13 protein-coding genes are annotated in these 13,444 nt (G+C 67.2%); 7 read left to right on the top strand and 6 right to left on the bottom strand.

The genetic code is table 11. From position 1 onward, the window contains the following. Window positions 1–313: 313 nt before the first annotated feature. The 6 genes from BACI348_RS15520 to BACI348_RS15495 all read left to right on the top strand — a co-directional run bounded on the left by BACI348_RS15520 (window position 314) and on the right by BACI348_RS15495 (window position 6,732). Window positions 314–1,456, top strand: coding sequence for an ABC transporter substrate-binding protein (locus BACI348_RS15520; protein WP_159830189.1), 1,143 nt, complete (start codon window positions 314–316; stop codon window positions 1,454–1,456). A 30-nt stretch (window positions 1,457–1,486) separates the two neighbouring features. Beyond that, window positions 1,487–2,212, top strand: coding sequence for an ABC transporter ATP-binding protein (locus BACI348_RS15515; protein ID WP_050054183.1), 726 nt, complete (start codon window positions 1,487–1,489; stop codon window positions 2,210–2,212). Then, window positions 2,202–3,182, top strand: a complete 981-nt coding sequence (locus BACI348_RS15510) for an ABC transporter permease (RefSeq protein ID WP_159827321.1) — start codon at window positions 2,202–2,204, stop codon at window positions 3,180–3,182. Before BACI348_RS15515 ends, BACI348_RS15510 begins: the two co-directional genes overlap by 11 nt. A 264-nt stretch (window positions 3,183–3,446) precedes the next feature. Then, complete coding sequence (locus tag BACI348_RS15505; RefSeq protein WP_159827318.1) at window positions 3,447–3,743, top strand: putative quinol monooxygenase; 297 nt, start codon at window positions 3,447–3,449, stop codon at window positions 3,741–3,743. A gap of 161 nt (window positions 3,744–3,904) precedes the next feature. Next, on the top strand, window positions 3,905–5,167 hold the full coding sequence (cobA, locus tag BACI348_RS15500) for a uroporphyrinogen-III C-methyltransferase (protein ID WP_159827315.1): 1,263 nt from the start codon (window positions 3,905–3,907) through the stop codon (window positions 5,165–5,167). Window positions 5,168–5,265: 98 nt separating this feature from the next. Further along, window positions 5,266–6,732 carry an FAD-dependent oxidoreductase gene (locus BACI348_RS15495; protein WP_159827312.1) on the top strand — a complete coding sequence of 489 codons (1,467 nt, stop codon included), beginning with the start codon at window positions 5,266–5,268 and terminating at the stop codon, window positions 6,730–6,732. A gap of 131 nt (window positions 6,733–6,863) precedes the next feature. Here the strand turns inward: BACI348_RS15495 and BACI348_RS20735 are convergent, their stop codons facing one another. Genes BACI348_RS20735 through BACI348_RS15480 form a run of 3 tightly spaced genes read right to left on the bottom strand, consistent with a single transcriptional unit; the run spans window position 6,864 to window position 9,358 of the window. Then, window positions 6,864–8,207: an SRPBCC family protein gene (locus tag BACI348_RS20735; protein WP_236557576.1), complete on the bottom strand. Its 1,344-nt coding sequence runs from the start codon at window positions 8,205–8,207 to the stop codon at window positions 6,864–6,866. Between the two features lie 29 nt (window positions 8,208–8,236). Further along, a complete protein-coding gene (locus BACI348_RS15485; RefSeq protein ID WP_159827309.1) occupies window positions 8,237–9,064 on the bottom strand; it encodes a DUF1206 domain-containing protein in 828 nt (275 codons plus the stop codon). 3 nt (window positions 9,065–9,067) lie between these two features. Further along, window positions 9,068–9,358: a hypothetical protein gene (locus tag BACI348_RS15480; protein WP_159827306.1), complete on the bottom strand. Its 291-nt coding sequence runs from the start codon at window positions 9,356–9,358 to the stop codon at window positions 9,068–9,070. A 143-nt stretch (window positions 9,359–9,501) separates the two neighbouring features. On the opposite strand from BACI348_RS15480, the gene BACI348_RS15475 reads away from it, so the two are divergent. Continuing rightward, a complete protein-coding gene (locus BACI348_RS15475; RefSeq protein ID WP_159827303.1) occupies window positions 9,502–10,038 on the top strand; it encodes a hypothetical protein in 537 nt (178 codons plus the stop codon). 97 nt (window positions 10,039–10,135) lie between these two features. Here BACI348_RS15475 and BACI348_RS15470 read toward each other — a convergent pair whose 3' ends face one another. From BACI348_RS15470 to BACI348_RS15460, 3 genes are all read right to left on the bottom strand, one after another. Continuing rightward, on the bottom strand, window positions 10,136–11,338 hold the full coding sequence (locus BACI348_RS15470) for an AI-2E family transporter (RefSeq protein WP_159827300.1): 1,203 nt from the start codon (window positions 11,336–11,338) through the stop codon (window positions 10,136–10,138). Between the two features lie 112 nt (window positions 11,339–11,450). After that, window positions 11,451–12,131, bottom strand: coding sequence for a FadR/GntR family transcriptional regulator (locus BACI348_RS15465; protein WP_159827297.1), 681 nt, complete (start codon window positions 12,129–12,131; stop codon window positions 11,451–11,453). Between the two features lie 6 nt (window positions 12,132–12,137). Next, window positions 12,138–13,424, bottom strand: a complete 1,287-nt coding sequence (locus BACI348_RS15460; protein ID WP_159830185.1) for an MFS transporter — start codon at window positions 13,422–13,424, stop codon at window positions 12,138–12,140. Window positions 13,425–13,444: the final 20 nt, after the last annotated feature.

Raw genomic sequence — 13,444 nt, 5'->3', positions numbered from 1 at the left:
GCAGCCCCGGCGCCGGACACCACAACATGACGGAAATGCCTGCAAAGCTGAACACCCATGACCGGCCCCTATAAGTCAATTCACTTATGAGCCTCCCCAGCAGGACTTTTATGGACGCTACGCGGCGGGGCACCGGGAACGCACGAGTAGTCAGTACTCGAATCTTCCGGCAGCAGTGAAAACGGGCCCCAGTGGTGCGCAGGTTGTCTAGGAATGTGACGCCAAATGAACCTTCGTGACCCCCCGTTTCCGCTTCATTGAACGGCCCAGGGCCACTCCCTATGGTGAAACAATGACTAGTTCCAAGCCCGGGATGACCCGCATCGTGGCAGGCGAAAGCGCTGTTCCCCAGCGCAAGCGTGCCATCGAGGCAGCCCTGGCCATCGGGCTGGTCCTGCTGATTGCCGTAGGCGCCGTGGTGGCGTCCGGTCTTTCCCGCAATACCGGGGCGCAGGCCGTTGAACCCACCCCCGCTGCGGAACTGAAGCTGGGCTACTTTGGCAACGTAACGCATGCCCCCGCCCTGGTGGGTATCAAGGAGGGCTTCCTCGCCGAGGCCCTGGGCAGCACCGCTCTCAGCACCGAAACCTTCAACGCCGGTCCCGCTGCCATCGAGGCCCTTAATGCCGGGGCCATCGACGCCGCCTACATCGGCCCCAACCCGGCCATCAACTCGTACGTCAAGAGCGGCGGCGAGTCCGTCAGGATCATCGCCGGGGCTGCTGCCCGTGGCGCCCAGCTGGTAGTCAAGCCCGGCATTACCTCGGCCGCGGACCTCAAGGGCAAAACCCTTGCGTCCCCGCAGTTGGGCGGTACGCAGGATGTCGCCCTGCGCGCCTGGCTCACGGCCCAGGGGTACAAAACCAATGTTGACGGCAGCGGCGACGTCGCCATCAATCCCACCGAAAACGCCCAGACCCTGAAGCTCTTCCAGGACGGAAAGCTCGACGGCGCCTGGTTGCCTGAGCCCTGGGCCTCACGCCTGGTGCTCCAAGCCGGCGCCAAGGTGCTGGTGGACGAAAAGGATCTGTGGGACGGTGCCGGTACCGGCAAGCCCGGCGAGTTCCCCACGACCGTCCTGATCGTGAACCAGAAGTTCGCGGCCGACCACCCCGACACGGTGAAGGCGCTCCTGGCCGGCCACGCGAAGTCCGTGGCCTGGCTAAACGAAAAACCCGCTGACCAGAAGGCCGCCGTCATCAACGCCGCCCTGCAGGAATCAGCCGGTGCAGCCCTTCCGGACGACGTCCTCACGCGTGCCCTCAGCAACATCACCTTCACCCTGGACCCGCTCGCCGGCAGCTACCCCCGGCTGCTGCAGGACGGAGTCGAGGCCGGCACCACCAAACAGGCCGATATCAACGGACTCTTCGACCTCCGCCCGCTGAACGACGTCATCGACGACGCCGGCAGCGGTACGGAACCGGTCTCCGCTGCCGGCCTCGGCCACAACTGATCCCTCACCTACCTACGTAAGGACGGCACTATGCCAGTCGTACTGGAAAACCTGGGCAAGCGCTTCGGCGACGGCGCCCCGGTGCTGGACGACGTCAACGCCAACATCGGCCAGGGCGAGTTCGTCGCCCTCCTCGGTGCCTCCGGCTGCGGCAAATCCACCCTGCTGAACATCATCGCCGGACTTGAAGCGCCGACGTCGGGCGCCCTCGAAGTGCCCAGCGACGGTGCCGCGTTTATGTTCCAGGACGCGGCCCTGTTCCCCTGGCTCACGGCACGGGAGAACATCGAACTGGCGCTGAAGCTGCGCGGCATGGGCAAGGCCGAGCGCAAGGCGAAGGCGCAGGAGCTCCTCGAGCTGGTGCATCTTGGCACCGCCGGGGACAAACGACCGCACGAACTGTCCGGCGGCATGCGCCAGCGCGTGTCCCTGGCCCGGTCGCTGGCCCAGGACCGGCAGCTGCTGCTGATGGACGAGCCGTTCGCCGCACTGGACGCCATCACCCGCGATCTGCTGCACGACGAACTGGAGCGTATCTGGAAGGAAACCGGGCGCACCATCGTCTTCGTGACCCACAACGTCCGCGAGGCCGTCCGGCTGGGCCAGCGCGTGCTGCTGCTGTCCTCCCGCCCGGGCCGCGTTGTCCAGGAATGGGCCGTCACCGAGGAACACCGAACCGACGCCGGGCTCGCCGGCCAGCTGACCGGGGTCATCACCGCCCGGCTGCGTGAGGAGATTCGCCGCCATGCCAAGTAACTCCGTATCTGATCCGGCGGTTGAGCCTGTCGAAACCAGGGTTTCGGCGGGCTCAATCACCGACCCCGCCGAAACCCGGCACATCCACGCCGCCCTGACGCGGGCTTCCACCGGCAAGGAAGACCTGCGGGAACTTGAATCCGGCCTGGACTCCCTGCAGTCCGACGCCGACCGCAAGCACCGGATCGACTGGAGCCGGGTGCTCCTGCCCATCGCCGCCCTGGTGGTCCTCGTGCTGATCTGGCAGTTCTACGTCTCACTCGGGGTGAAGCGCCGCGACCTGGTGCCCGGTCCGCTGGACGTGGTGACGCAGATGGGTGTGCTCTGGAACGAGGGCAAGCTCCAGGAATCCGTCTGGACATCCATGCAGCGCGGGCTCGTGGGGTTTGTGATCAGCGTGGCCATCGCCACTCCGGTGGGCCTGCTGCTGGCCCAGGTGGCTCCGCTGCGACGGGCTTTCGGGCCGCTGATTTCCGGCCTGCAGGTGCTCCCGTCCGTGGCCTGGGTTCCGGCGGCCATCATCTGGTTCGGCCTGACCGACGCCACCGTGTACTTCGTGATCTTTATGGGCGCCATTCCGTCCATCATCAACGGGCTCATCTCCGGTGTGGACCAAATCCCCCCGCAGTACCGCCGGGTGGGCACCGTCCTGGGTGCGTCGCGGCTGCAGATGGCGCTGCAAATCATCCTTCCCGCTGCGCTGCCTGGCTACCTGAGCGGGCTGAAGCAGGGCTGGGCGTTCTCCTGGCGGTCACTCATGGCGGCGGAAATCATCGCGGTGGGCGGCACCATCGGCTTCGGCCTGGGCTCGCTGCTGGATCAGGGCCGGCAGCTGTCCGACATGACAGTGGTGATGGCGGCAATCCTGCTGATCCTCGCCGTTGGGATCCTGATCGAGCTGCTGGTGTTCGCGCCGATCGAGAAGCGGCTCCTCCGCAGCCGCGGCCTCCTTTCCGGGAGCACCCGCTAAGGCTGCCGCTCCAGTCACCCGCGCAGAACCTGACAGCAGAGCCCGACGGCGAGTCCCGCCGTTGGGCTCTGCTGTTGGGATTTGCCGAGGCCCGGCCAGGCCGCGCCCGGCTGGGCGAGGCCTGGCAGGCCGGCGCCATGACCGTCAGCTTTGTGTGCCGCAGCGGATCGGTGGAACCGGCGGACCCTTGCCAGGCCCGGACCCCCTGCCTAGACTCGCGCTTAGGCCGGTATCGCCCGGTTCCATCAATTTGAGGAGACAGCCATGGCACCGAAACTGGGACTGCTGGCTATGGTCGAGGCGAAGCCGGGGAAGGAACAGGAAGTCTGGGATTTCCTCAACGGAGGCAGGGAGATCGTGGACAACGAACCAGGCACCCGGACCTGGTATGCCTTCCGGGTCAGCGAAAACACCTTCGGCATTTTCGACACCTTTGATACCGAGGCGGACAGGCAGGCTCACCTCAACGGTGCCATTCCGGCTGCACTGGCTGAACACGGCCCGGCCATGCTCGCCAAGGATCCCGACATCAGGCCAATCGAAATCATCGCCGTGAAGTAGGGCCAAAGGAAGGCTCCGGATAAGGGGCGGATCTCCACACCCTGAGGTCCGTCCGCTTACCGCTTGGCACGTCTGGCAGCAATGTGACGCAGCGTTACCTTTCGTGACCTGTTGTTGCTCGGCCTTTGTAGGCGATTGTGACGCGGCCCTACCGTTGATTCATGGCAATTCAGGATATTTACCCCACGGCACTGCGGCTGCTCGGCCGCCCCGTGCTGGTGGTGGGCGGCGGCCCCGTCGCCGCGCGCCGCGCCAAGGGGCTGCTCGACGCCGGTGCCCGGGTCACCGTCGTGGCTCCGGTTGCCTCCGCCGCGCTCCAGGAAATGGCCGACGCCGGGCTCCTCACCTGGGAGCCGCGCACCTACCGTCCGTCCGACGTCGACCGCGTCTGGTTTGTCCAGACCGCCACCGGCGATCCCGCCGTGGACGCCCAGGTTTCCGCCGACGCCGAGGCTCAGCGGGTGTGGTGCGTCAATGCTTCAGACCACGAGGCCTCCGCCGCCTGGACCCCTGCTGTCGCCGAAGTGGATGACATCAAGATCGCCGTGAACGCCGGGGGAGACCCGCGCCGCGCCATGGCCCTGCGGAACGCCGTTGCCACCGCGCTCGAAAGCGGTGACCTCCCGCTCCGCCGCCAGCGGGCCCACCGGGGATCTGTCGCCCTGGTAGGCGGCGGCCCCGGCGACACCGGCCTCATCACCGTCCGCGGCCGCCGGCTCCTCGGCCAGGCCGACGTCGTGGTGGCGGACCGCCTGGGCCCGCGCGGACTCCTCAACGAACTCGCCCCCGACGTCCGCGTCATCGAAGTGGGCAAGACCCCCGGCCACCACCCGGTGCCGCAGGCAGACATCAACCGGATCCTCGTCGAGGAAGCCCTCAAGGGCCACCGCGTGGTCCGGCTCAAGGGCGGGGACCCCTACGTCCTGGGCCGCGGCGGCGAGGAAGCCGAATACTGCCGGCAGCACGGCGTTGAGGTGGAAGTGGTTTCCGGCGTCACGTCCGCAATTTCTGTCCCGGCCGCAGCCGGCATTCCGGTAACGCACCGCGGCCTGGCCAAAGGCTTCAGTGTGGTCACCGGCCACGAGGAACTGTCCGAGGTTCCGGCCCGCCCGGACCACACCGTGGTGCTGCTGATGGGTGTGGGCCAGCTGCGTGAGTCGGCGTCCGCCCTGGGCAAAGCCGGCCTTCCCGCCGACACTCCGGTTGGTATCGTGGAGAACGGTTACCTGCCGAACCAGCGCGTCACCATCGGCACCCTCGGGTCCATCGCGGACCAGGCGGAAGCCGCCGGTGTGGCCAACCCGGCAGTCATCGTCATCGGCGACGTGGTGCGCGTGAGCCCGTTCGCACCGCCGCACTTCAAAACTGCTGATTACGGCACCACCACTCCCAACAGCCCCCGCAAGACCGTCCTCACCACCTAGCCCCCACCCAACCAGGCAGCGCCAAGTGTCGTTTTGACCCCTCATAACGACGCTTAGCGCTGCACAGTTGGGACGGAACGAAGAAAAGGAACACAGCCGTGTCACCAAGCACCACCGTAGGTTCTGCCGACCGTCCGCTGCGCGTCGCCGTCGTGGGCTCCGGCCCGGCCGGCGTCTACGCCGCGGACATCCTCACCAAGAGCGAAGCCGTTAAGAGCGGCGAGCTGACCGTGAGCATCGACCTCTTTGACCGCTACCCGGCACCCTACGGCCTGATCCGCTACGGCGTGGCCCCGGACCACCCCCGCATCAAGGGCATCGTCAACGCCCTGCACAAGGTCCTGGACCGCGGCGACATCCGCTTCTTCGGCAACGTGGACTACGGCACGGACCTCACCATCGAGGACCTGCGCACCCACTACGACGCCGTCATCTTCGCCACCGGCGCCATCAAGGACGCGGACCTGAACATCCCCGGCATCGAGCTGGACGGCTCCTACGGCGGCGCGGACTTCGTCTCCTGGTACGACGGCCACCCTGACGTGCCGCGCGAATGGCCGCTGGAGGCCAAGGAAATCGCCGTGATCGGCAACGGCAACGTGGCCCTGGACGTGGCCCGCGTCCTGTCCAAGCACGCCGACGACCTCCTGGTCTCCGAAATCCCGGACAACGTCTACGCCGGCCTGAAGTCCTCGCCCGTCACCGACGTGCACGTCTTTGGCCGCCGCGGCCCCGCCCAGGTCAAGTTCACCCCGCTGGAGCTGCGCGAGCTGTCCCACTCCAAGGACGTGGACATCATCCTGTATCCGGAGGACTTCGAGTTCGACGAGGAATCGGACCGCCAGATCCAGACGAACAACCAGACCAAGACCATGGTGGGCACGCTCACCAACTGGATCGCCGAGCAGCCCGAGGACGTCTCCGAGCTCAAGGCCTCCCGCCGCCTGCATCTGCACTTCCTGCACAGCCCGGTGGAGATCTATGACGACGCCGCGACGCCGGGCAAGGTGGCCGGCATCAAGTTCGAGCGCACCGAGCTGGACGGCACGGGCAACGCCCGCGGCACCGGCGAGTTCGTGGACTACCCCGTCCAGGCCGTGTACCGCGCCATCGGCTACTTCGGTTCCGCGCTGCCGGAGATCGAGTTCGACCACAAGAAGGGTGTGGTCCCGAACGATGGCGGCCGCGTCCTGGACGCTTCGGGCACCCACGTGCCGGGCATCTACGCCACGGGCTGGATCAAGCGCGGACCCGTCGGCCTGATCGGCCACACCAAGGGCGACGCCCTCGAAACCGTCACCTACCTGCTGGAAGACCGCGAAAACCTGCCTGTCGCCGCAGTTCCTGCGGAAGACGCCGTTGTGGAACTCCTGGACGGCCGCGGCGTGAAGTTCACCAGCTGGGAAGGCTGGCTGGCGCTGGACGCCCACGAGCTGGCCCTCGGTGCCGCAGCCACCGAAGCCGGCGGCTCGAACGGTGTTGAGGTCAAACGTGAGCGCATCAAGGTGGTGCCGCGCGAGGACATGGTCAACATCTCCCGTGACGGTGTAGCCGCCCAGGTTTGATCCAACTGCAACGCGAGGTCACCTCCGGCCCAATATCTACCGTTTATTGGGCTGGAAGTCACTCCGCGTCCGTCCCTAACCTCGCCATCTCGGCCAGGGAACCTGCGGACGCGGCTCCACGCGTTGCTGCTTTAACGTCCGGCTCCGCCTGCGGCCATCAGCTCCAGCCGCTGGAGAGTTTCGCGGTTCCGGACGGTAATCAAGGGATCGCGCAGGACTTTCGGGACCTTCTTGCCGGGGCCTCGGATGGCGTCCTCCGCCATGGTCACCAGGCACTGGTCGCCTTGGTCCTGCAAGGTGATGACTACTTTGGCCTCGCCCAGCGGCCAGCCGCGCGCCACCAGTTCCAGCGACTTCCCGGGTTCGGCGGCGATGACCCGGGTGCTGTCATTAATTACCAAAGGCCAGGCGCCGACGGAGTGGTGGAGACGTGAACCAGCCTGCGGCCACGTGTCGTCCACTGCGCGGATCCGGGAGGCGCCCACCACCCAGCCGGAGTAGAGCCAGCCGTCGGCAATGACCCGCCAGACGTCGGCGGCGGGTGTGGTGAACAGCTGTGACACGGTGGACATGGTGTTCCTTCCTGTGGTGGCCGGGCTGGGCTGTTTGTCCGAAGTCAGTGGATGCTCTCCGGCGGGATGCACGACGCCGGCACTCGGGGAGGCGGGCGGCGCAGGTTGCTGCGCGGCCCGGTAGGAGTCCTCCCGCAGGCGGCGTGTCCACGCATAGGCTTCCGCGCCGTCTGGCTTGTTTTCGAGCGGATTGAAGCGCAGGGGAGTGTCGGCCGGTTCCGGGGCTGCGCGGAGCCGGAGTTCGCCGCACTGCCGCCAGGGCCCCAACGGTTTTGCCCAGTAGAGCCCGAGCACCCAGTTGCCGGAGGCGACCGAGCCCGCTGGCAGGTTGAGGGTCCGGAGCCCCAGCAGCACCGGCCCGTTCCCGCCACGGTAGGGCATGAGGGTGCTGAAGGTGGCCGGGGCGACGTCGCGCTTGGGCTGGAGCAGGAACCTGCCTGGGAGTTGCCAGCCTGTTGAGGCAAACAGCACGTCGGCTACGCCGCCGGACCTGGGCGGACTGCCTGCAGCCACCGCACTGCCGCCGGACCCACCGTCCGAAGGGCCGCCGTCGGGCGCCTCCTCCAAGATGTTTCCCTCGGACCGCGCGACCCGCAGTGCGAGGCCCAGCACGTCCGGAAGCCCCTCCGGCAAGCCCACTGAACGCGAGAAGCGTGCCACAACGCTGTCAGTGCCCGCAGCGTCCAGCCAGTCAATCCCGCTCGCTTCTCCAGGGTTCCCGGCCCGGATCAGTTGGCCCGCCAGGCTGATCCCCTTCGGATGGATGGGCCGATCCGGCCGCGCCACTTTGAGAACCCGGAACATGGCAGCCAAGCCACGGCCCGCCGTCTTAGTGAAACCGGGGGCAACGTCCCCGGGAGCGGCGCCGGGGGAGGAGCGCTGGTCCTGCAGCAAGTGCGTCATGTTTCCTTCCTACCCACTTACGGAGGGAGCTACATCCGCCCGAACCGTGACCGGATCAGTGCGAAAATGCCGTACGCAATGAACCCCGCCCCGATGGCCACCAGCAGGTAGGGGCCGAACGGGTGGTCGCGGAGGGCTTTCAGGCTGCCGTCCAGTCCGGTTGACTCTTCGGGGCTGTGCTTTGCGGCGGCAATGACGAAGAGCAACCCGGTGAGGCCCAAAGCGGCCCCTTTTGAGATATGGCCGGTGACGCCGAGGGTATCGATCAGCCGGCCGCGCCGGGTCCCGTCAAAGTGGAAAAGCTCTTCCTTGAAGCCGCGCCGTACGCCCTTGAACACGAAGTAGATGCCGATGCCGATGATGGTCAGGCCCAGCGCCACCAACGCCCAGGGCCCCCAGGGGGCGGCCATCAGCGAGGCGCTGAAATCCTGCGTGCTCTCGCTGGAGTCGCCCCGCAGGCCGACGGCGAATCCGACGAAGCTGAAGCCGACGCTGCCGTAGGCGATGGCCAGGAAGCCTGAGGAGATCAGCTTGGAAACCCGCTCCTTGCGGGGCAGGCGGCGGGCCCGCAAGGTGGCTTCGCTGGCCTGCCACAGGGCCAGGCCAAGGCACGAAGCGACGCAGACCCACATCACCACCGGTCCCCAGGCGTTCGCGGCGAGCTGCTCAATGGCGCCCGTGGGTTCTGCTTCGCCGGGCTGGCCGAAGGCAACAGCAATGGCGATGGCCCCGATAATGACGTGCAGCAGGGCCATCACGGCGAACCCGGCCCGGGCCAGGACGTCGAGCGCCGGGTGGTTCGAGGCTTCCTCGACGGCGTCCGCAGCCTGGCTCAGGGTGGATTCGCTGTCCGACATCAATCAGCCGTTCATGGGCCCTTCGGCGCGGATCTTCTCCGCGCCGGGTCCCTCGACGTGGACTGTGCAACGGACAACAAGTTGTCCGGGGGCGTTGTCCAGCTCCACCAGGGAATCGTGCCCGCTGAGCACCGTAAAGACTTCCGAGCCGGGCACCACGGCCACGCCCTTGGCTTCGGCAGTGGCCCGGGCATTGCCGAACGCCTCGCGCCGGAGCCCTTCCACGTACTTTCCTTCACCTTCGCGGGCAGGGTCACCAAATGCCCAGCCGAACAAACTCCCAGTAGTTCCCATGCCGTTGATATTACGCGGTCTGCCATCGCAAGACGGGCTTTCGTAATATTAGTAAGTGTGCTTACCATAACCTCGATGGGACATGGCAAGTGACGTCCCAGGTGGGGCCTTTTGTAACCAGTTCAACGTTAGGAATGCACATCATGGCAGGAAATCTCATTGCCCGGTCAGTTCACGACCTGACGGCAGCAGCATGGTTCGGTGGATCCCTGATGGGGGCCATCGGCCTGAACGGTGCAGCGGCGGCGGCCAAAGACCCGTCGGAACGGACCCGGCTCTCGAGTGCGGGCTGGATGAAGTGGGCACCGTTCCAGACGGCGGCGTTCGCCTCGCACCTGGTGGCGGACCTCGCCATCGCCTGGGAGAACAAGGAGCGCATCGCCAATCAGGACGGCGTTGCGCGCGACACCGTCATTAAGACTGCCGTGACCTTGGCGGGTGCCGGCGTCACGCTGTACTCCGGCATCCTTGGCAAGAAGGTGGAGAAGCTTGCGGACCAGGGCGCCGAAGGTGCCACCGAGCCGCGGCCGGGAGCATCGGACGAACTCAAGGCGGCGCAGCAGCAGCTCAAGGTGCTGCAGTGGGTCATCCCGGCGTTCGCCGGCCTGGTGGTCATCCTCGGCGCCAAGCACGGCGAAATGCAGCGTCCCAAGAACGTTTTCGCCGGCCTGCGCGGATAGCTCAAGCTTCCGCGGCGGCGGCAAGGCAAAGCGTACGTCGACGGTCCGGCACCCAGGTGCCGGACCGTCGTCGTACGTCCCCAGGGGGTCTGCGGAGCTAGACGGGTTTGGTGCCCGCCGGGGGCAGGTCCGGATTCATGTCCGCCAGGTTCGGATCCTCCGCCGTCCACACCTGGATGATCGCCCAGGCAACGGCGGTCAGCGGCACCGAGAGCACGGCCCCGACGATTCCGGCCAGGATGGTCCCGGCCGTCAGCGCCATGAGGATTACCAGGGCGTGGAGCTGCAGGGACTTGCCCATCACGATCGGCTGCAGGAGGTCGCCCTCAAGCTGGTTGACTGCAATCACCACGGCCACCACGATCAGCGCAACCACCGGCCCGTTGGCCACGAGGGCAACCAGCGCCGCCAGGATTCCGGCCACCGTTGCGCCCACCAGCGGGACGAACGCGCCAATGAACACGATGATGGCCAGCGGGAAGGCCAGCGGGACCTGAAGGATCAGCAGTGCCGCCCCGATGGCCACGGTATCCACCAGTGCCACGATGGCGGTGCCGCGGACATACCCGCCCAGCACCTCGAGGGTGCGGCTGCCCACGCGGCGCAGCTTCGCTTCCCGGCGGCCACTGAATGGCCGGATGAGGAAGTTCCAGATTTTCGCGCCGTCCTTGAGGAAGAAGAACAGGATGACCACCATCAGGCTGGCTCCGGCGATGAATTCGGTGACCACTGACAGCCCGGTAATGGCTCCGGATCGGACTTGGCTGCTGGTGGCGAACTGCACGATTCCCTCGCGCGCCTGGTCCAGCTGTTCCCGCTCGATGGGAACCGGGCCGGTCAGCAGGAACTGCTCCAGCTCGTCCAGTCCCGACGACGCCTGCTGCGCCAGCTCGCCCCACTGGTTGCGGACCGAAAAGTAGATCACGGTGGCGACTCCCGCGAGCAGCGCCAGCAGTGCGACGAAGGCGATCCCGGTAGCCACCCCGCCGGGAAGCCCGCGGCGGCGGAGTATGTTGACGAAAGGCCCGATCGCCGCGGCCAGGATCAGGGCGATCAGGACCGGGATTACCAGGAGCTTGATCTGCATCAGCGCGTAGACGGACACCACGGCAACCGCCAGGATCAGCAGCACCTGGGCTGAACGGATGCCCACGCGGCCCAGGCCGTCAGCCCACAGGGCACCGGGCGGCTTCGTTTCCCGTTTCTTCGCAGCGGCGGGCGGCGCCTCCTCCGCGGTGTCCGGCGGCAGCGTTGTGTCGGTGTCCGGCAACTTTTCGGTCAGGCGTGGTGATCGCGCCATGGGGACTCCTCAATCGTCGGCGGGTCCCCCTGGCGTGCGGCTGCGCACACCGGGGATAACCTTTGTCAGATAGTAAGCCTACTGACCGATTAGGGAGTGGCGAAACCCCGGGTTAGGCCGCCAGCCATTCCGCGCAGGAGTTCAGGTTACGGTTCACCGTGGCCACGGCCGTGTCCTCGTCCCGCTGCTCAATGGCCGCGAGCAGGAGGTCATGCCCCTCGTGCTGGAGGCCGTCGAATCCCGGCCGGCGCAACTGCTGGAGCAAATCCTCATGGACCACTGCACCGAAGCTGACATACAGCTCATGCAGGAGCGGGTTCCCGGAGGCCTGGGCCACGCGCTCGTGGAAGCCCCAGTCCGCGCGGGCCCAGCCCTCATAGTCTTCGGTGTTCCAGGCGCGGGTGCGGTCACTGAGGAGGGCACGCAGGGCTGCGACGTCGTCGGACGTGGCATTCCGCGCGGCCAGCCGGGCTGCCTGCGTGTCCAGGCCGAGCCGGACCTCCAGGATGTGCGCCTCGGTATGGTCCTGGTACATGCGCCGGGCGGCGCCGGAGATCTCGCTGGTGGCCCGGACATAAGTGCCGTCACCCCGGCGGACTTCCAGCATGCCGCTGTGAGCCAGGGCCTTGATAGCCTCGCGGAGCGTGCCCCGGGAAACGCCCAGGCCAGTCATCAGGCCGGTCTCGGAGGGGATGCGCTGGTGAAGGGGCCACTCGCCGGACTGGATCATGGCCCGCAGCTTGGCGGTGATTTCCTCGGCAAGGGGCGGGCGGTAGGAAGGGCTGAGCGCCATCGGTTCCTACTTCCTCTCAGCGGAGGTGGAGGAGGCGGCGGCAGCGACGGCCGCGGCCATACCGCGGGACATCGCCGTGCCGGTGATCAGGTGCGCCACCACAATCTGGACCAGTGAGAGGGCCAGCAGCAGCGCGAGCGGCAGGATCCAGCCGCCGGTGGCGCTGTGCAGCAGGCCCATGCCGAAGGGACCCGCCGTGGCGAGCAGGTATCCGCTGGACTGGGCCAGCGTGGACAGCGCCGTGGTCTCGGCCGTGCTCGCCCCGCTGCGGCTGATCATCACCATCACCAGCGGGAAGATGCCCAGGCCGAACCCCAGCAGCACGGCGGGGATGACAGCCAGCCCCACCGGAAGGACCAGCAGCAGCGCCAGTCCCGCGGCCATGGTGATGCTGACCAGGTAAAACGCCGGGCGAAGCATCCCGGGACGCGAGCCGATGGCGATGAGCAGCATGCCCGCGGGAACGGATACCAGCTGCATCAGCCCGAACATCAGCCCGCTGTCCGAAGCGTTCATGCCCATGGTGGTCAGCATGTAGGGGAACCAGCTCAGCAGGGCGTAGGCCAGCAGGGCCTGGAGCGTGAAAATGGCGGTCAGGAGAAGGCCCTTCCGGGTCCGCAGCAGCGGCCAGGGGGAGACGTGCCGGGCCGCTGAACGGGTGCTGTTCCAGTGCGCGTGCAGGGCCACGGGAAGGAAGCCAAGGAACGCCGCTACGGCAGTGATTCCAATAGCACCAACGGCGGCGGACGGCGAGCCGAGGGCCTGTGCCAGCGGAACCACGGCGACGGCGGTCACGGTGGCGCCGGTGGTCATGGTCACCGTGTACACGGCCGTCATCAGGGAAGTCCGGTGCGCGAAATGCTCCCGGATGAAGGACGGCATCGCCACATTGCAGACCGCCAGCCCGGACATACCCACCACGCTGCCCAGCACCAGCATCCCGGTGGCTGGGATCCCGCGGAGCAGGAGGCCGCCGGCCAGCATGGAAAGGGACAACAGGATGGCCTTCTCCACGCCCAGCTTGCCCGTCAGCCACGAGGTGGCCGCGCCTGCCACGGCAAAGCACAGGGTGGGGATGGACGGAATGACCGCCGCCACCAGCGGCCCGTAGCCCAGGACCGTCTGAAGGTCGTGCAACAGTGCAGATGCCCCGGTGATGCCCGCACGCAGGTTGAGCCCGATCAGCACCAGCGCAATCACACCGAAAACGACGGCGGAGCGCGGCTTTGCGGGTGCGGCCGCCGAAGTGCCGGCACCGGCAGTCCTGGCCCGGGCAGTTGCGGGCGCGGCCACGGAAGGGGGTGGGGTGAACG

Source organism: Arthrobacter sp. 9AX (assembly GCF_902506095.1).
GTDB lineage: Bacteria > Actinomycetota > Actinomycetes > Actinomycetales > Micrococcaceae > Arthrobacter.
The sequence above is the reverse complement of the archived record's forward strand: the minus strand, read 5'-3'. Positions and strand labels throughout refer to the sequence as shown.